Source organism: Bradyrhizobium sp. USDA 4516 (assembly GCF_054055915.1).
The window spans coordinates 1,730,467-1,747,038 of the sequence record NZ_JBSRXT010000001.1; the positions used below are offsets into that span (position 1 = coordinate 1,730,467).

At 64.4% G+C, this 16,572-nt stretch carries 15 protein-coding genes; 1 reads left to right on the forward strand and 14 read right to left on the reverse strand.

Annotated features, from left to right (window positions below; translation table 11 throughout):
• Nucleotides 1-57 precede the first annotated feature (57 nt).
• From ACVI1L_RS08215 to ACVI1L_RS08280, 14 genes are all read right to left on the reverse strand, one after another.
• A complete protein-coding gene (locus ACVI1L_RS08215; RefSeq protein ID WP_456782654.1) occupies nt 58-1,257 on the reverse strand; it encodes an ABC transporter substrate-binding protein in 1,200 nt (399 codons plus the stop codon).
• A gap of 121 nt (nt 1,258-1,378) precedes the next feature.
• Nucleotides 1,379-1,765: a DUF3052 domain-containing protein gene (locus ACVI1L_RS08220; RefSeq protein WP_456782655.1), complete on the reverse strand. Its 387-nt coding sequence runs from the start codon at nt 1,763-1,765 to the stop codon at nt 1,379-1,381.
• Between the two features lie 39 nt (nt 1,766-1,804).
• Nucleotides 1,805-3,727, reverse strand: a complete 1,923-nt coding sequence (gene ftsH / locus ACVI1L_RS08225; protein ID WP_057018122.1) for an ATP-dependent zinc metalloprotease FtsH — start codon at nt 3,725-3,727, stop codon at nt 1,805-1,807.
• A gap of 258 nt (nt 3,728-3,985) precedes the next feature.
• A complete protein-coding gene (tilS, locus tag ACVI1L_RS08230; RefSeq protein WP_456782656.1) occupies nt 3,986-5,020 on the reverse strand; it encodes a tRNA lysidine(34) synthetase TilS in 1,035 nt (344 codons plus the stop codon).
• 52 nt (nt 5,021-5,072) lie between these two features.
• A complete protein-coding gene (gene ybgF, locus ACVI1L_RS08235) occupies nt 5,073-6,113 on the reverse strand; it encodes a tol-pal system protein YbgF (protein WP_456782657.1) in 1,041 nt (346 codons plus the stop codon).
• 250 nt (nt 6,114-6,363) lie between these two features.
• Nucleotides 6,364-6,846 carry a peptidoglycan-associated lipoprotein Pal gene (pal, locus tag ACVI1L_RS08240; RefSeq protein ID WP_016846948.1) on the reverse strand — a complete coding sequence of 161 codons (483 nt, stop codon included), beginning with the start codon at nt 6,844-6,846 and terminating at the stop codon, nt 6,364-6,366.
• 272 nt (nt 6,847-7,118) lie between these two features.
• Nucleotides 7,119-7,853 carry an N-acyl amino acid synthase FeeM domain-containing protein gene (locus ACVI1L_RS08245; protein ID WP_057018120.1) on the reverse strand — a complete coding sequence of 245 codons (735 nt, stop codon included), beginning with the start codon at nt 7,851-7,853 and terminating at the stop codon, nt 7,119-7,121.
• A gap of 172 nt (nt 7,854-8,025) precedes the next feature.
• Nucleotides 8,026-10,350: a putative bifunctional diguanylate cyclase/phosphodiesterase gene (locus ACVI1L_RS08250; RefSeq protein ID WP_456782658.1), complete on the reverse strand. Its 2,325-nt coding sequence runs from the start codon at nt 10,348-10,350 to the stop codon at nt 8,026-8,028.
• Nucleotides 10,351-10,534: 184 nt separating this feature from the next.
• Nucleotides 10,535-11,860 carry a Tol-Pal system beta propeller repeat protein TolB gene (tolB, locus tag ACVI1L_RS08255; RefSeq protein ID WP_028340643.1) on the reverse strand — a complete coding sequence of 442 codons (1,326 nt, stop codon included), beginning with the start codon at nt 11,858-11,860 and terminating at the stop codon, nt 10,535-10,537.
• Nucleotides 11,861-11,932: 72 nt separating this feature from the next.
• On the reverse strand, nt 11,933-12,865 hold the full coding sequence (locus tag ACVI1L_RS08260) for a cell envelope integrity protein TolA (protein WP_057018118.1): 933 nt from the start codon (nt 12,863-12,865) through the stop codon (nt 11,933-11,935).
• 30 nt (nt 12,866-12,895) lie between these two features.
• Nucleotides 12,896-13,363, reverse strand: coding sequence for a biopolymer transporter ExbD (locus tag ACVI1L_RS08265; RefSeq protein WP_016846953.1), 468 nt, complete (start codon nt 13,361-13,363; stop codon nt 12,896-12,898).
• Between the two features lie 34 nt (nt 13,364-13,397).
• On the reverse strand, nt 13,398-14,111 hold the full coding sequence (gene tolQ / locus ACVI1L_RS08270) for a protein TolQ (protein ID WP_016846954.1): 714 nt from the start codon (nt 14,109-14,111) through the stop codon (nt 13,398-13,400).
• 553 nt (nt 14,112-14,664) lie between these two features.
• Nucleotides 14,665-15,051, reverse strand: a complete 387-nt coding sequence (gene crcB / locus ACVI1L_RS08275; protein WP_057018130.1) for a fluoride efflux transporter CrcB — start codon at nt 15,049-15,051, stop codon at nt 14,665-14,667.
• A gap of 245 nt (nt 15,052-15,296) precedes the next feature.
• Nucleotides 15,297-15,896, reverse strand: a complete 600-nt coding sequence (locus tag ACVI1L_RS08280) for a superoxide dismutase (protein WP_016846956.1) — start codon at nt 15,894-15,896, stop codon at nt 15,297-15,299.
• Nucleotides 15,897-16,035: 139 nt separating this feature from the next.
• On the opposite strand from ACVI1L_RS08280, the gene ACVI1L_RS08285 reads away from it, so the two are divergent.
• Entirely contained in the window at nt 16,036-16,566 is a 531-nt protein-coding gene (locus ACVI1L_RS08285) for a GNAT family N-acetyltransferase (RefSeq protein WP_456782659.1), read from the forward strand.
• Nucleotides 16,567-16,572: the final 6 nt, after the last annotated feature.

The following is a 16,572-nucleotide window of genomic DNA, read 5'->3' on the forward strand; positions in this document are numbered from 1 at the left end:
TCAGGATGACGGGTTTGATCCCCGGCGCTCACAGTTCAAGCGCGATCAGCCCCACCCTCAATTCCCTGTCTGAAGCTCGCCGAAGCGATCCCAGGTCTTGCCGTTGAAGCGCATCAGTTGCATCTGATCGACCGGCACGTGGTCGGCCGGCGAGGTGTTGACCTTGATGCCCGGCAGCAACATCGGCAATTCCAGGCCCTTGATCGCGAATGCCTGACGCAGGATGTTCTCGGTCGAGAGATCGTCGCCGCAGGCCTTCAGCACCGCCTCCAGCGCCATCGCGCTGTTGTAGGCGTTGACGTAGTTGGTGTCGTGCTGGTCGCCGTCCGGCACGTATCTGGTCATGAACTCGCGCCAGCCCTTCATGCCGGGATCGTCGCTCCATGCCGGGTCGTCCGGATCCTTCACATAGGCCGTGGAGATGATGCCGGTGCCGGCCTCGAGGCCGGCAGGCTGCATCACGGTCGAGATCCACACCGCTGTGTTGGACAGGAAAGTCATCGGCCGCCAGCCGATCTCAAAGGCCTTGCGGATCGACTGCGCCGCGAATTTCGGCGTCGCCGCGATCACGAAGACGTCGGCATTGGTGGCCTTCAGCTTGACGATCTGGGAGTCGATCGTCGGGTCCGTGATCTCATAGGTCGCAACCGTGACCAGAGACTCATACTTCTCGCCGAGCACGTCCTTGAGGCCGGCGAGATAGTCGCGGCCGTAGTCGTCGTTCTGCGAGATGACGGCGAACCTTGCATTCGGATTCTTCGCCAGCGCATAGCGCGCATAGAGCCGTGCCTCGTAGCGGAACGGCGCCTGCACGCCCATCGTCGCCTGCGGGAATTGCGTGACGTCGCCGAATTTCGAGGCGCCGGAGGCCAGGAACAGCTGCGGGATGTTCTTGCCCTGCAGGTACTTTGCGATCGCGGTGTTGTGCGCGGTGCCGATCGAGGAGAAGATCAGCGCGACCTCGTCGCTCTCGACGAGGCGGCGCGTCTGCTCCACCGTCTTCGGCGGCGCGTAGGAATCGTCCAGCGAGATGAAGTTGATCTTGCGGCCATTGATGCCGCCGCGATCGTTCAGCATCCTGAAATAGCCGGCTTCGCCCTTGCCGAGCGCGCCGAACGCCGACACCGGCCCGCTATAGGGCATGGTCTGGCCGATCCTGATTTCGGTTGATGTGACGCCGCGCATCTCGGCGGCGAGAGAAGACGTGGGCAGCAGCAGGAACGAAATGGCGCCAAGCGCGCCGAATGCATTGCGCATCGGCCTCCCCTCCCCTTTTTCTTGCCGCGCCTTCAGACAACGCGGCCGTGCCGTTTGACGGCTGGGCGCGAGGATGCCACGGCGTTGCAGCGGAGGCCACGGATATTCGAAAGGCGCGATCTCAGCGCTTGCCGCGGTCCTTGACCGGGATCACGAATTTCAGTCCCGACCAGACGTCATCGACCGCACAAACCTTGACGTCGACCAGGCCGTTCGCGAGGCCGGTTTCGCGGACCTGTCTCTCCGTAAGGTCGGTCGCGACGCGCGAACTCTTCTTCGGCCACGACACCCAGATCATGCCGTCAGGGGCGATCGCCTGACGATAACGCCGCAGCCTGGCCGCAAGCCCCTCGGCCTTGGCGGCGAACAGGTGCACGACATCGAGCGGTGCCCGTGCGGTCTTCGCCACCAGCACATCGGCGGGCAGCTCGCCGACAACGTCGCCGTAGGGAACGGACAACCCGTCGACAAAAATACAAAAGCCCGGCTTGAGGCCGAGCTTTTGCACAACTGGTTTGCCGGACGTGCCGGCCATCGCGGGCGAGGCTTACGCCTGCGGCTGCGGCTCCATGCCGGTGTCCGGATCGGGACGCGGGCGCGGCTTGCCGGCCGGCGGCACGGCGGATGCGCGCGGCGTCGACGGCTCCAGCACCGACTCGCGATTGGGCTTCTTGCCCTTCAAGAGGTCGATGATCTCGTCGCCGGTCAACGTCTCGAACTCGAGCAGGCCCTTGGCGAGCGCCTCGAGGTCCTCGCGCTTCTCGGTGAGGATCTTGGTCGCCTCGTTGTAGCCTTCCTCGACCAGACGCCTGATCTCGGAGTCGATCTTCTGCACGGTCGCCTCGGACGCGTTCTGCGTGCGCGAGACCGACATGCCGAGGAACACCTCGTCCTGGTTCTCGCCGTAGGAGACGGTGCCGAGCTCTTCCGAGAGGCCCCAGCGCGTCACCATCATGCGGGCAAGGCGGGTCGCCTGCTCGATGTCGGAGGCAGCACCCGAGGTCACCTTCTCGCGGCCGAAGATCAACTCTTCGGCGACGCGGCCACCCATCATGATGGCAAGGCGCGAAGTCATCTGCTCGAGCGACATCGACAGCTTGTCGCGCTCGGGCAGCTGCATCACCATGCCCAGCGCACGGCCGCGCGGAATGATGGTCGCCTTGTGGATCGGATCGGTCGCGACGACGTTGAGGCCGACGATGGCGTGGCCGCCCTCGTGATAGGCCGTCAGCAGCTTCTCTTCCTCGGTCATCACGAGCGACTTGCGCTCGGCGCCCATCATCACCTTGTCCTTGGCCTCTTCGAACTCGGCCTGCGTCACCATCCGCTTGTTGCGGCGGGCGGCGGTCAGCGCAGCCTCGTTGACGAGGTTCATCAGGTCGGCGCCCGAGAAGCCCGGGGTGCCGCGCGCGATGGTCTTGAGGTTGATATCCGGCGCCAGCGGCACCTTGCGGACGTGAACCTTGAGGATCTGCTCGCGGCCGACGACGTCCGGGTTCGGCACCACGACCTGGCGGTCGAAGCGGCCGGGACGCAGCAGCGCGGGATCGAGCACGTCGGGACGGTTGGTCGCCGCGATCAGGATCACGCCCTCATTGGCCTCGAAGCCGTCCATCTCGACCAGCAGCTGGTTCAGCGTCTGCTCGCGCTCGTCGTTGCCGCCGCCGAGGCCGGCGCCGCGATGACGGCCGACCGCGTCGATTTCGTCGATGAAGATGATGCAGGGCGCGTTCTTCTTGGCCTGCTCGAACATGTCGCGGACGCGGCTCGCGCCGACGCCGACGAACATCTCGACGAAGTCAGAACCGGAGATGGTGAAGAACGGCACGTTGGCTTCGCCCGCGACCGCGCGCGCGATCAGCGTCTTGCCGGTACCGGGAGGGCCGACCAGCAACACGCCGCGCGGAATCCGTCCGCCGAGCCGCTGGAATTTGCCGGGGTCGCGGAGGAATTCGACGATCTCCTGCAGGTCCTGCTTGGCCTCGTCGACACCAGCGACGTCCTCGAAGGTGACGCGGCCATGGGCCTCGGTCAGCATCTTGGCGCGCGACTTGCCAAAGCCCATCGCCTTGCCGGCGCCGCCCTGCATCTGCCGCGACAGGAAGATCCACACGCCGATCAGCGCGATGAACGGCAACCAGGAGACGAGCAGCGAGACGAACCACGGCACGTTGTCGCCGGGCGCCTTCGCGGTGATCTGCACCTTGGCGTCAAAGAGGCGCTTCACGAGCGTCGGATCGCTCGGCGCGTAGGTCTGGAAGCTCGTGCCGTTGTTGAAGGTGCCGTGAATCTCCGGCCCCTGGATCACGACGTCGCGGACATGGCCCTGATCGACCTCAGTGAGAAGCTGCGAGAACGAGATATCCGAGGACGACGAGCGCTGGCCAGGATTCTGGAAAAGCGTGAACAACGCCAGCAACAGCAGGACAATGATGACCCAGAGGGCGAAATTCCGCAGATTGGCGTTCATGGTCTTCCTTCGTGGTCGCGCGGATCGCGGCCTCTCTCTATCCTTGGGCAGGCTCTGTGGGAATCCCCAGGGAATCCATCCCGTCGATGGCATACAATTTAGGTGCCGCTGGGGTAGATGCCAAGGGAACCACGCACGACTATTTACCGCATCCTAGCGCGATTCCCGGTCAAAAAATGGCGCTGAATCCGGTGTTTTTCCGGGGTGGTTAAGCCTCTTTGCCCGATTATGACAGCGATTGAAACAATCGAACCCGGCTCAGCGGGAGCGCCCCCGGCGGGGCGGTGCCGGGCCGATCCTGATCCGGCCGGCGGCGATGCTGATGACCGCTCCGGCAAGGGTCTGTTTCAGCCTGGATTCGCGTTTTCCCAAAGTCCCATCCAAGGCCTCGTCCATCGCGGCGACCAGGGTTTCGACCTTGCCGAGCTCGGCCGGGCCCTCATGTCCGACGCGGTCGATGGCGCGCTTGAGCAGACGGACGCGGATTTCCTCGGGCATTACTGCGAACAGTGCAGCATCGAAGCCCGCGCCGGAGTTATCCTCGCTCTTCAACGCAAGATAGTGCTCGGCGCCGTCGACCAGCACCTCCAGCGCGGCGTTGGCGCGCGCGATCCGCGCGGCAAGCCGCGCCAGGTTCCGCGCGTCGCCGCCCTCCGCCGCGAGCATCGGCATCAGCGCGCGCAACCGCGGACGCGTGAAGGATCGATCGCGGTTGGTCGGATCGTCGGCAAAGCGGATGCGCGCCTTCTGCAGCGTCGCGATCAGCTGGGCCTTGGAGATGTCGAGCAGCGGCCGTGTCAGCAAGACGCCGTCGCGCTCGGTCTCGCGCGCCATTGCCGAGAGGCCCGCAACGCCGCTGCCGCGCAACATCCGCATCAACAGCGTCTCGGCTTGATCGTCACGGGTGTGCGCGGTCAAAATATGCGTGGCACCATGCTTGCGTGCGGCCTGCGCGAGCAGTCGATAGCGGGCCGCGCGCGCCGCCGCCGGCACACCGGTTCCAGGTTTTGGTCCAGTCCAACGCATCGTGTGATGCGGCAGCTCGAGACTTCGCGCCAGCCGCTTGACGTCGCGCGCCTCGCGAGCCGCTTCAGGACGCAGGCCGTGATCGACCGTGACCGCCACCAGCCGCGGTCCCTGCGCGAGCGCGCGGCGCCAGCGCGCGGCGAGCCACATCAGCGCGACTGAATCGGGACCGCCGGACACCGCAAGCAGGAGCGCCGGCGCGCCCGCAAGGCCTGCGAACAGGCGCTTGGCGTCCCTTGCCGGGATGGCGGATTGATCGTCGGGCATCGCAAAACCAGCTGCTGGCGGAGAGGCCGGAAGCGGCCTTCCCGCATCTGGTTTAGCACTTCACGCGCTTCTGCTCGCGATCAACCGCAGCCTTGACCCCGCCGGACGCGCGCGGGTACTTCCGCGTGATCTCGCCGAACGCGGCGCAGGCCGCTTCCTTCTCCTTCAGCGCCGCCAGCGACTGGCCGAGCCGCAGCAGGGCGTCGGGCGCCTTCGCGGACTTGTCGAACTTGGTGGTCACGCCGAGGAAGGTCTCCGCAGCATCGCGATATTGCTGGCGCTGGAAATAGCTTTCGCCGAGCCAGTATTGCGAGTCCGCCACCAGGGGATCGTTCGGATACTTCTGGCCGAAGTTCTTCATCGTCTCTTCGGCGAGCGCATAGTCCTTGCGCTGCATATAGCCGATGCCGAGGTCGAACTCGTCCTTCGACGTCGCCGACGGCGGCAGCGTGGTCAGGGCTGCGCTCGCGCCGGGCGCACGCTGCGGGCTGGTGTTGCCGAGATTGAGCGGCTCGCCTGCCCCACGGCCGCCGGGCGCACCAACCGCCGCCTCACCGGGCATCGGCATCCCGCCGCCGCCAAGTGCGCGCGGCGCCCCTGGGGCATTCGGGTTCTGGTTCGGATCGAAGGCATCGCCGCGGCCGCGGCGGCCGGAAGCCGCCGGCGCCGGCTCCTGCGCGATCGGCGCAGGCGCCGCGATCTGCTGCTGCTGGTCATAGCCGCCCTGCGGCGGCCTGCCATATCCTTGCTGCGGCTGGCCGTAGCCTTGCCGGGGCTGGGCGTAGCCCGGCTGCGCTTGCGGGTAGGCCTGCGGTTGCTGCGCCGGTGGCGCCGCCGCAACGGGTTGGCCCGCCGGAGCCTGTCCAGCTGGGCCTGGCGGTTGCCCGCCAAGCTGCCGCAGCCGCTCCTCGAGCTGGCGGTTACGGTATTGCAGTTCCTCGTTCTGGCCGGTCAGCTGCCGCAGCTGGTTCTCGAGCCGCTCGATCCGCATTTCAGCATCGGAATCGTCGGATTGGGCAAACACTGGCGCGGAAACGGCGAGCAACGCCGCGATCGCCGCGGCGGAGGAAAGAAAATGAATCCTGGATGACATTTTGCCCTGACGACGAGATCGACGTGAAAAGCGAGCGACATTGAAAGACGGAGTACGCCGGAATTGTGACTGGCACTTCAAATCCGGGACAGCGTCGCGGGATACCGGTTTAGTACGGACGCTGGAACAAGCAAGCGGCCAATTGCGCGCAGCTTCGTTCATCTTGATGACGGCGGGCCGGGCCTTCACGCGGCAAAAACAAAACCGGCGCCCGAAGGCGCCGGTTTGAAAACACTTGTCTCGGATCGCGTCAGGAGCTGGCGTTCAGCACGGTGACGGCACGACGATTCTGCGACCAGCAGGAGATGTCGTTACAGACCGCGACCGGACGCTCCTTGCCGTAGGAAATGGTGCGCATGCGGCTCGGATCGATGCCGCGCGAGGCGAGGTAAGCGCGGACCGACTGGGCACGCCGGGCACCGAGCGCGATGTTGTATTCGCGCGTGCCGCGCTCGTCGGCATGACCTTCGATGGTGAAGGAGTAACGATTATAGGTCTGCAGCCACTGCGCCTGCTTGTCGAGGGTCGCCGTCGCCTGCGGGCTGAGATCGGTCTGATCGCTCTCAAAGAACACGCGGTCGCCGACATTGACCACGAAATCCTGCTGGCTGCCCGGGGTCGCGGCGCCCCCAATCGCGCCATTGGCGTCCAACGGGTTCTTGTTGGCGCAGGCGCCCATCGACAGCGCCACCGCCAGAACCGCAACCAGCTTCATACCCTGGAGATAATTCATTCCCGGAGCCTCCACGCTCGCGCTCTTCGTACTACCCAATCGGTCTACAGGGCGATGGTTAAGCGAACGTTCCGTCAACCTTGACGAGACCTTGCTGAACCCCATCAAATGCCAGGCAATGGCGAAAAGCGCCCCCGATGGTTAATGGGTGGCAAATGTGGCGCGATGGTGAAGGGAAGGCAAGGTTCGCGGGAACCGGCCGCTTTTGCAGGACAATTTGGCCTGCGCGCAACAGTCGATCGAAACTGACTCGATGAGAATGGCCGATTCCCTCAGGGATTCGGCACGATCGAAGCGCGCTCGAACGGCTGCACGAAGCCGTCGGGCTGCAACTGGCCTTCGCGGTCGAACAGCATGCGCCGCTCGAAGGCGCTGGAGCGCAGGAAGGGATAGCGGGCCAGCACGCGTTCCCGCACCGTCGGCAAATGCGACGCCATCAAGCCGACCGGCTTCACCAGCCCGGGATAGAGCCGCGGCTCCGACCAGGTCTCGTGCAGGAACACACGCCGGTAGAACGCCATGTGCTCGGGCCGGACCGGCGCCAGGCCGTAATCGGCGTTGAAGTGCACGCCCGCGGTCGAGCCGAGGCGCACGGTGACATAGGGCAGTTCCGGGACGTTCCGGGCCTTCTCGGGATCCGCGACGAAGCGCGTCGAGTCGATGAAGACCAGACCCTGATCAAGCTTCGGCAGCAGCACGTCGCCGAACACCTCGAGCGTCGGCGAGGTACGCCATTCCGGCGTCACCACGGTGATGCGGATCGAGCTGCAGAGTTCGCCTTGCAGATAGACACCGAACACCCAGGCATTCGGCGCATCATCGAACTGATCGACAACCCGCTCATCCGCCGAGGGCCGGATCGCGCCTTCGCGCAGATAGGCGCGATAGCGAAGCCGGTAGATCTCGTCTTTCTGTTCCGGGGTCTGAGCGAGGCGGTAATCGACTTGATCCAGAGGGTCCGCAAGCCTTCCTGTCGCGGGCTTGATGGCTTCGGCCGCGGACCTCATTTGGTACTCCCTGAACAACGCAACAACTTCAACGCGCGGCCAAAAGATTAACAGCTTCTTAATTTCCGTCAAAGCAATCGAGGCAATACAGTTAACCTCTCGCCGCAAGGGTACACTACGAATGGTGCAGCCGAAGGCTCTCACAACTATCGATTGAGGGTATTGCGCCGGGTCAAGCGATCGAGCGCGAGGGAACCACGTGCAGTTGCTCGTCGGTCCGCCGGCCGTGCGAGGCATTGAGCAGCTGGCGGATGCGGACGGAGGGAACCGGCCGGCTGAACAGGTATCCCTGTGCTTCGGTCACCGCGCCATCGGCGCTGATCAGTTCGAGCTGCTCATTGGTCTCGATGCCCTCGACCACGACCGACATGCCGAGATCCGCCGACAGTCGCGCCACCCCCCGCAGCAGGGTCAGCGGACGGTCGCTGTCGATGCCCTCGAGGAAGGAGCGGTCGATCTTGACCTTCTGCAGCGGAAAATTGTGCAGGTAGCTGAGCGACGAGTAGCCGGTGCCGAAATCGTCCAGCGAGATCCGCACGCCGAGCGAGCGCAGCTGGGACAGCAAGTCGTGGGTCAGCTCGGTGTTGTGCAGCAGCGAGGATTCGGTGATCTCGATCTCGAGCCGGTGCGCCGGCAGGCCGGAGACCTCGAGTGCGTAGCGAACCTCGCTCAGCACGTCGCGCTGGTGGAACTGCTGCGGCGAGAAGTTGACCGCGACGCTGACCGCCTCGGGCCACTTCATGCATTCCATGCAGGCCTTGCGCAGGATCCAGCGGCCGAGATCGACGATCAGGCCCATGTCCTCGGCAACGGGGATGATGTCGACGGGAGAGACCGTGCCGCGTGCCGGATGGTTCCAGCGCAGCAGCGCCTCGCAGGTGCTCACCTTGCCGGACTTCAGGTTGATCAGCGGCTGGTAGAACAGCTCGAATTCCTCGTTGGCGAGCGCCTTGCGCAGGTCGAGCTCGAGGATGCGGCGGGCCTCGACGGTTTGCGCCATCTCGTCGCGGAAGAAGCAGAAGGTGCCGCGGCCGTCGGCCTTGGCGCGGTAGAGCGCCATGTCGGCGTTCTTCAGCAGCGTGTCGGCGCCGACGCCGGGCGCGGTCATCGCGATGCCGACGCTGGCGCCGATCTCGACCAAATGGTTGTCGATCTTGTAGCGCTCGCTGAGGCGGTCGACGATGCGACGAGCCAGCGCCGCAGCGTCCTCGTGCGAGTGGATGTTCTGCTGGAACACCACGAACTCGTCGCCGCCGAACCGCGCCACGAAATCCTCCGGCCGCAGCATCTCGCGCAGCCGCTCGGCGACCGCGCAGAGCAGCTGGTCGCCGCAGGGATGACCGAGCGTATCGTTGACCTGCTTGAACTGGTCGAGGTCGACGAACAGCAATGCGGAGCGATGGTCGCCGTGCTGCATGGCGAGCAGCCGGCCGATTTCGTCGCGGAAATTGACGCGGTTGGGCAGCGCGGTCAGCTCGTCGTAGCGCGCGAGGTGGCTGATCCGGGCCTCGGCGTCCTTGCGCTCGGTGATGTCCTCGACCAGCACCACCGTGCCGCCGCCGGCCATCGGCTGGAAAGTCCAGTCGAGCGAGCGGTTCTTGGTTGGGTCGGGATCGCTGGTGACGATATCGCCGCGCTGCGAGCTCTCGATCTCGTAGAGGATCTGCTGTGCGGCCGCGGCCGAGATCGAGCCGGACAGGACACAGGCGTTGCAGATGTCGGTCGCGCTGGCGCCGCGCTGCACGAAATCGTCCGACAGCTGCATCATCTCGATGAAGCGGTGGTTCATCACCGCAACGCGGCCGTCGGCGCTGAACATGCACAGGCCGTGCGGCATGTTGTTCAGCGCGGTATCGAACTGGCCCGCCAGCGCGGCCTCGCGCTCCTTGGCGATCCAGGCGTTGACGTAGATGCGCTGCAGGCTGGAGGTCAGATGCCGGATGGCGCTGAAGAACACCAGGCTGAGCAGTGCAAGGGCGATGTGATAGGGGCCGCCGACATACATCAGCGCCAGGATCAGGGGACCGATCGACATCAACAGATGCAGGTGGAAGATCTGCGGCCGGCCGAAGGTCCGCCCTACCCCCGCCGAGGTGTAGGCGACCACCGTGGTCACGCACAGCATGTGCGCGGCGGCATCATTGGTCGTGAGCAGCACGGTGACGCCCCAGATGCCGAGCGAGATGCCGTAGGCGATGGTGCCGATCCGGTAACGCTTCTCCCAGGTCACGGACTCTTCGACGGTGAGCCGGGAATTGCGCTGCTTGTAGCGGTACATCTGCAGCGCGCGCGCCAGCCCCACCACGATGAACAGCGGCACGCACAGCCAGCACAACAGATTGCTCGTGACAGCCGCAATCACGGCGCCCGCAATGGCGGGACCGAAGGCGCCGAAAATCATGGGCGCTGGGTTCATGAACAGGGAATCGACCAGTGCCGCCGAAATCGTCGGCGACATCGACCGGTCCGGTTCACCCGTCTGACTTGCAAACTGCATTGTGAGAGCGCGCGTCCTTTTCAGCTCGCACTCTTACTGATCGCAGGTGAAGTCTTTCTGAGCGAACATCGTTAGCAAGTCCTTGCCGCGCCCAGGCGACGACCGGAATTCACTATAAAATTCAGTGCGCTAGGTGAGAAGTGCTGACCGCCGCCGAGGTTCCCGGAGCAGCTCTGCACCCGGCTCACGACAACAGCGGCGACCAGGCCGGGTCGGAGGCAAAGCCCGGGGTCGGTACCCGCAGCTCGTTGCGGCCGGAGACGTCGATGGTGAACAGCGACGGGCCGCTGTTGCCGCCGGGATCGCGGAAAAACATCACGACGCGCCCGTTCGGCGCAAAGGTCGGGCCTTCATTGTGGAAGCCCGAGGTCAGGATGCGCTCGCCCGAACCGTCGGGTTTCATGATGCCGATCGCGAACTGCCCGCCGCCCTGCTTGGTGAAGGCGATGTAGTCGCCGCGCGGCGACCAAACCGGCGTCGAATAGGTGCCGTCGCCGAACGAGATGCGCTGTGCACCGCCGCCGGTTGCCGGCATCACGTAGATCTGCGGCTTGCCACCGCGATCCGACTCGAAGCACAGCCGCGTGCCGTCGGGCGCGTAGGACGGCGAGGTGTCGATCGCCGGCGTGTCGGTCAGCCGCGTCATCGACTTCGAGCGGAGATCCATCACGAACAGGTTGGAGTTGCCGCCCTGCTGCAGGCTCATGATGACGCGCTGGCCGTCGGGCGAGAAGCGCGGCGAGAACGACATGCCCGGGAAGTTGCCGACGATCTCGCGCTGGCCGGTCTCGATGTTGAGCAGATAGACGCGCGGGTCGCCCTGCCCGAATTCCATATAGGTGATTTCCTGGGTCGACGGCGAGAAGCGCGGCGTCAGCACGAGATCCGAGCCGCGGGTCAGGTAGCGCACATTGGCGCCGTCCTGGTCCATCAGCGCGAGCCGCTTGACGCGGCGATCCGCCGAGCCGCTCTCGTCGACGAACACGACGCGGGTATCGAAATAACCCTTCTCGCCGGTCAGCCGCTCGTAGATCTGGTCGGAGATGATGTGGGCAATGCGCCGCCAGTATTCGGCCGAGGTGTCGTACTGCTGGCCGGCGAGCTGCTGGCCGGTGTTGACGTCCCAGAGCCGGAACTCCGCCTTGACGCGCCCGTTGCCCTGGCGCGTCATGCGGCCGGTCACCAGCGCCTGCGCGTTGATGCTCTTCCAGTTGTTGAAGTTCGGCGCCGCGTCGATGTTGATCTGCTTCTCGAGATAGGCCGCCTGATCGATCGGCGCAAACAGGCCGCTGCGCTTCAGATTGTTGGTGATCACCTGCGTCACGCCGACACCGACCTCGGTGTCCCCGGGCGTACCGGCGGCGAAGTTCGGGATCGCGATCGGCAGCGGCGCGAAGTCGCCTTCCGGAATGACGACGCGCTTCTGTGCAAAGGCGCTGCGGCTTCCGGCCAGCACGCCAAGGGCAGCCATTCCGGAGATCATCTGTCGGCGGTCGAGGCGAAACGTCATTGTACGCAAATCATTCTGGTCGGTCATTGTCCGTAGACTTTGTTTGCTATTGGCCAAGCGACGCCGTCGCCCTCAGGTCTTTCGCTCTGTGAACACCGGCGCAAAATACTTCCATTCGTCGAAGAAGGCCGCCGGCAGATTGTACGGCTGGCATTCGATGATCGCCCGCAGCGCGCTCTCCTGATAGACGCGCAGATAGGGCGTCGCCGGCGTGCCTTCCGGCACCGGCATGCCCTCGAGCGAGCCGTCACGCTTCAGCTTGATCGAGAACACCGCCTCGGTCTGCTGCGCCTCGATGCCACCATAGGGCTTCTTCCAGCAGCGCTCGACCTGCTGCTTGAACATCGCGCCCCAGGTCGCGGAGTTGTCGGCAGCCTTGCCCTTCGCGGTGCCGAGCGCCGCATTGGCATTGAGCGTATCGCCGGTCGCCGCGGCCCGCGTCGGGTCACGCTTGTCGAGGAGGGCTGCGATCTTGCTCTGGTCGAACACGCGATCCTTCGGCTTCTGCTCCGGCGGCGGCTTGGCGGCCTGTGCGACCGGCTTCGGCGGCGGCTTCTTCTCTTCCTTCTTGATCGCTTCCGCGATCGGGTCGGGCTTCACCGGATCGGGTTTCTTCTCGACTGGCTTCGGCTCTTCCTTCGGCTTGTTCTCGACCTTCTTCGGCGGATCCGGCTTCTTGTCTTCCGGCTTCTCCACCTTCGGCGCCGGCTGCGGCGCGGTGTCGGTCACGACAGGGGGCTTTTTCTCCTCGACCTTGCCGACGGTGTCGTCGACCGGCTTCGCTTCAGCGACCTTGTCGACCAGCGGCTTGGGATTTTCCTTCTTGCCGTCCTTCTGACCGGCCATGACATGCGAGAGCTGGTCGGGCGAGATCACGTCGACGGCAACCGATTCCTCTTCGGGCATCACGTACGCCTTGGTCGACCACGACACGAGGCCCCACCCGATCACGAGGACGTGCAGGACAATCGATGCCGCCAGAGTCTTGTCGACCTTGACCTTCAAATCAGGCTTCCCCGTGCCTTGGCATGGTGGTTATCCGCCTTCCGGGATGATGACGATATTCGCCTTGAATCCCGCGGCCCGGACCTCCCCGAGCAGTTTCATCATATCCGTGTAACAGACGTCCTTGTCGCCACGCAGATAGACCACTTTTTCGGCATCCGACCGGGCGTCACCGATCGCCTTGATCTTGGCCGGAAAATCGGCGGCCGTGACCGGCGCGTCACCCAGATAGAGCTCGACATTCGAGTTGCAGCCGCCGCCGGTGCGCTTGACCGACAATGTCAGCGGCGGCTGGTTCGACGAGATCGACTTGCCGCCGCTCGCCACCGGCAGGTCGATGTCGATGTTCGACGTCATCAGCGGCGCCGCGACCATGAAGATGATCAGCAGCACCAGCATCACGTCGACCATCGGCGTGACGTTGATCTCGGCCATGACCGGCTTGCGCCCGCCGCGGCGGCGTCTGCCACCGCCGGACCCTGCCATGCTCATCGCCATGATCGCACACCCGCAAAAGTGACCATCATCTAACTCAACCCCGCTCGTCGATCTGACGGGACAGGATGGCGGAGAACTCGTCGGCGAAGCCCTCCAGGCGCGCGGCCTGCCGGTTCACCTCCGAAGTGAACTTATTGTAGAAAATAGTCGCCGGAATTGCGGCAATCAGGCCGATCGCGGTGGCAAACAGCGCTTCCGCGATACCGGGCGCCACCACCGCCAAAGAGGTGTTTTTGGAGGCCGCGATCGACTGGAAGCTCGACATGATGCCCCAGACGGTGCCGAACAGGCCGACAAAGGGGCCTGCCGAGCCCACGGTGGCGAGCACCAGCAGCCGGCGTTCCAGCCGCTCCACCTCCCGGGCGATCGAGACGTTCATGACCTTCTCGATCCGCGCCTGCAGGCCGGCAAAGGACCGCGACTGGCTCTCGAAGGAGCGCTTCCACTCCCGCATCGCCGCGACGAAACAGGCCGCCATCGACTGGGTCGGCTTGGCAGAGAGGGCGCGGTAGAGTTCCTCGATCGACTGGCCGGACCAGAAGGCCTGCTCGAACTTGTCCATGGCCCGCTTGGTGCGGGCGTAGAGCAGGATCTTGTCGATTGCGATCGCCCAGACCCACACCGAGCAGGACAGAAGTCCCAACATCACGCATTTGACGACCCAATGGGCCTGCCAGAACAGCGCGATCAGCGACACGTCGCTCGATGCCAGTGGCAGAGTTGACTGAGCCACGTCGGCGGGATTCATCGGCAATATCCTCTCAACGCAAGTGTCCCAATTCGGCGGGCCGCCAATCGGCACCCCTTCCACGGCCGCGCGCCCGGCGCGGCAAAACTGCGCGAGAGCCTCTTACATCTGTCGCATGGGGGGCCCGTCCAAAGCCGGGCCCTGCTTCCCCTGCCAACATGTCAAAACGAGGGCTTTTCACGCGTCATTCCGACCCTAACCAAACGCTAATCATGGTTAAGGCGAGGTTACCAAAGGGAAATTTGGAGGCGGGAAATGCCGCCGGCCGGGGAGGTTGGCGGATTCCACAGATGAACAGTTCCCGCGGGATGGAAGGTGACGAGACCCCTTCCCACGTCGTCCCGGCGAAGGCCGGGATCCATAACCACCGCACTCAGTGATGAACGGGATCGCGGCCCAGCGCGCGCAACATTTGAGACTTGGGGGTAATGGATCCCGGCCTTCGCCGGGACGACGGGAAGGATGGTTCTCGATTCAAGTTGCCACACCACGCGGTGTCATCACCCGCATGCGGGTGATCCAGTATTCCAGAGACGGCGGTGCCGAGTGCATCTCACGTCAAATGCCTGATGATCGCGAGCCCGGCGAACAGGCCGGCGATCGAGAGAGCGACCGAGCCCGCGACATACAACACCGCAAGGCCGAGCTCGCCGCGCTCGTAGAGCAGCGCGGTGTCGAGCGAGAAGGCGGAGAAGGTGGTGTAGCCGCCGAGGATGCCGGTCATCAAAAATAGCCGCCAGGGCTGCGAGGCGTCGCCCTTGAAGGCGAGATAGCCGGCGATCAGGCCCATCACGGTCGAGCCCGTGATGTTGATGATGAAGGTGCCGTAGGGAAACGCGGTGCCGATGCAGCGCGCGCAGGTGACGTTGATCAGCTGGCGCAACGTGGCACCGAGACCGCCGCCGAAGAAGACGAGGAGATAGCTTGCCGCGTTACCCACCAATGCCCCCGCTGGTGTGTGTCGAGTGAGGGCGCATCTTGCCGCACACTCAAATCACCCACCCCTGAAAGGGGAGGGTCGATGCGAATGAAATGAGCGGCGGGGCGGGGTCACAGTCTCTCCATTGAGAGACTGCTCGTGCTGAGAGATGACCCCTCCCCGTTTCGCATTTCGCTTCGCTGCATGCGAAACGACCCTCCCCTTTCAGGGGAGGGTGAAGAAATATGCGACGGTCGAAGCCGCGCTTAGCCGGCCTTGCCGAACAGCTCGTCGACGTAGTCCCAGTTGACGAGGTTTTCGACGAACGCCTTCAGATAGTCCGGACGGCGGTTGCGGTAGTCGATGTAGTAGGAGTGCTCCCAGACGTCGACGCCGAGGATCGGCACCGCGCCGTGGACCAGCGGGTTCTCGCCGTTCGGAGTCTTGGCGACCTCGAGCTTGCCGCCCTTGACCTGCAGCCAGGCCCAGCCGGAGCCGAACTGACCGGCGCCGGCAGCGGCGAAGTCGGCCTTGAACTTGTCGAAGCCGCCGAGGTCCTCGTTGATTTTCTTCTCGAGCCGGCCGGGCAGCTTGCTGCCGCCGCCATTCGGCTTCATCCACTTCCAGAAATGGATGTGGTTGTAGTGCTGACCGGCATTGTTGAAGACGGCCGCGTTCTTGCCGAACGAACCCTTCACGATCTCCTCGAGGGACTTGCCTTCGAATTCGGTCCCCTTGATCGCGTTGTTGCCGTTGGTGACGTAGGCTTGGTGATGCTTGTCGTGGTGAAACTCCAGCGTTTCCTTGGACATGTAGGGAGCAAGGGCGTCGTGGGCGTAGGGCAGATCGGGTAGCGTGAAGGTCATGGGGTAATGTCCAACAGAGGGTGGGAGACTACACTTAACGGGCCCCCCTTATAGAAGGTTCCATGGCGGAGAAACACCGCATTTTCGGATCGCCCATGACAGATCGGCACAGCCCGAACCAAGACCAAGGACCCAGACGATGAGCATCGAAATCGACATTCTCAACGGAGATGCATCGTGGAAGCGCGCCAAGCCGCTGCTCCAGGCGGTCTGGAGCCCGGATGCCGCCGAGAAGTCGGTCTGGGCGGACATCAAATGGGCCCACGCGGATTTGCGCGTACTGCTCGATGCGCCCGACGACAGCGGGCTGGCCTGCCATGTCGGTATCTATTTCCGGACCATCACCTGGAATGGCCACAAGGTGCATGTCGGCGGCATCGGCGGAGTCTCGACCCGCGCGGACTGCCGGCGGCGCGGCTATGCGTCACTCGCGTTGGATGCCGCCGTGCACACCATTCGTGCCAACGACGCGGTGAAATTTGCAATCTTATTCTGCGAGCCGCACAATTTCGCGTTCTACCAGGCGCGCGGCTGGCATCCCTTCAGCGGCGAAGTTTATTGCGAGCAGCCTTCCGGGCAGATCCGCTTCGAGGCGATGGCGCCGTTCGTCAACGACATCGTCCGCGCGCCGCGCCAGGGCAAGATCGACCTATGCGGCCTGCCGTGGTGACCCCTG

What these genes read in the sequence shown, in the direction of transcription:
- ACVI1L_RS08215 (WP_456782654.1), bottom strand. Translation starts at nt 1,257, where the DNA reads ATGCGCAATGCATTCGGCGCGCTTGGCGCCATTTCGTTCCTGCTGCTG.
- ftsH (WP_057018122.1), bottom strand. Translation starts at nt 3,727, where the DNA reads ATGAACGCCAATCTGCGGAATTTCGCCCTCTGGGTCATCATTGTCCTG.
- tilS (WP_456782656.1), bottom strand. Translation starts at nt 5,020, where the DNA reads ATGCCCGACGATCAATCCGCCATCCCGGCAAGGGACGCCAAGCGCCTG.
- ybgF (WP_456782657.1), bottom strand. Translation starts at nt 6,113, where the DNA reads ATGTCATCCAGGATTCATTTTCTTTCCTCCGCCGCGGCGATCGCGGCG.
- pal (WP_016846948.1), bottom strand. Translation starts at nt 6,846, where the DNA reads ATGAATTATCTCCAGGGTATGAAGCTGGTTGCGGTTCTGGCGGTGGCG.
- ACVI1L_RS08245 (WP_057018120.1), bottom strand. Translation starts at nt 7,853, where the DNA reads ATGAGGTCCGCGGCCGAAGCCATCAAGCCCGCGACAGGAAGGCTTGCG.
- ACVI1L_RS08250 (WP_456782658.1), bottom strand. Translation starts at nt 10,350, where the DNA reads ATGCAGTTTGCAAGTCAGACGGGTGAACCGGACCGGTCGATGTCGCCG.
- tolB (WP_028340643.1), bottom strand. Translation starts at nt 11,860, where the DNA reads ATGACGTTTCGCCTCGACCGCCGACAGATGATCTCCGGAATGGCTGCC.
- ACVI1L_RS08265 (WP_016846953.1), bottom strand. Translation starts at nt 13,363, where the DNA reads ATGGCGATGAGCATGGCAGGGTCCGGCGGTGGCAGACGCCGCCGCGGC.
- tolQ (WP_016846954.1), bottom strand. Translation starts at nt 14,111, where the DNA reads ATGAATCCCGCCGACGTGGCTCAGTCAACTCTGCCACTGGCATCGAGC.
- ACVI1L_RS08280 (WP_016846956.1), bottom strand. Translation starts at nt 15,896, where the DNA reads ATGACCTTCACGCTACCCGATCTGCCCTACGCCCACGACGCCCTTGCT.
- ACVI1L_RS08285 (WP_456782659.1), top strand. Translation starts at nt 16,036, where the DNA reads ATGAGCATCGAAATCGACATTCTCAACGGAGATGCATCGTGGAAGCGC.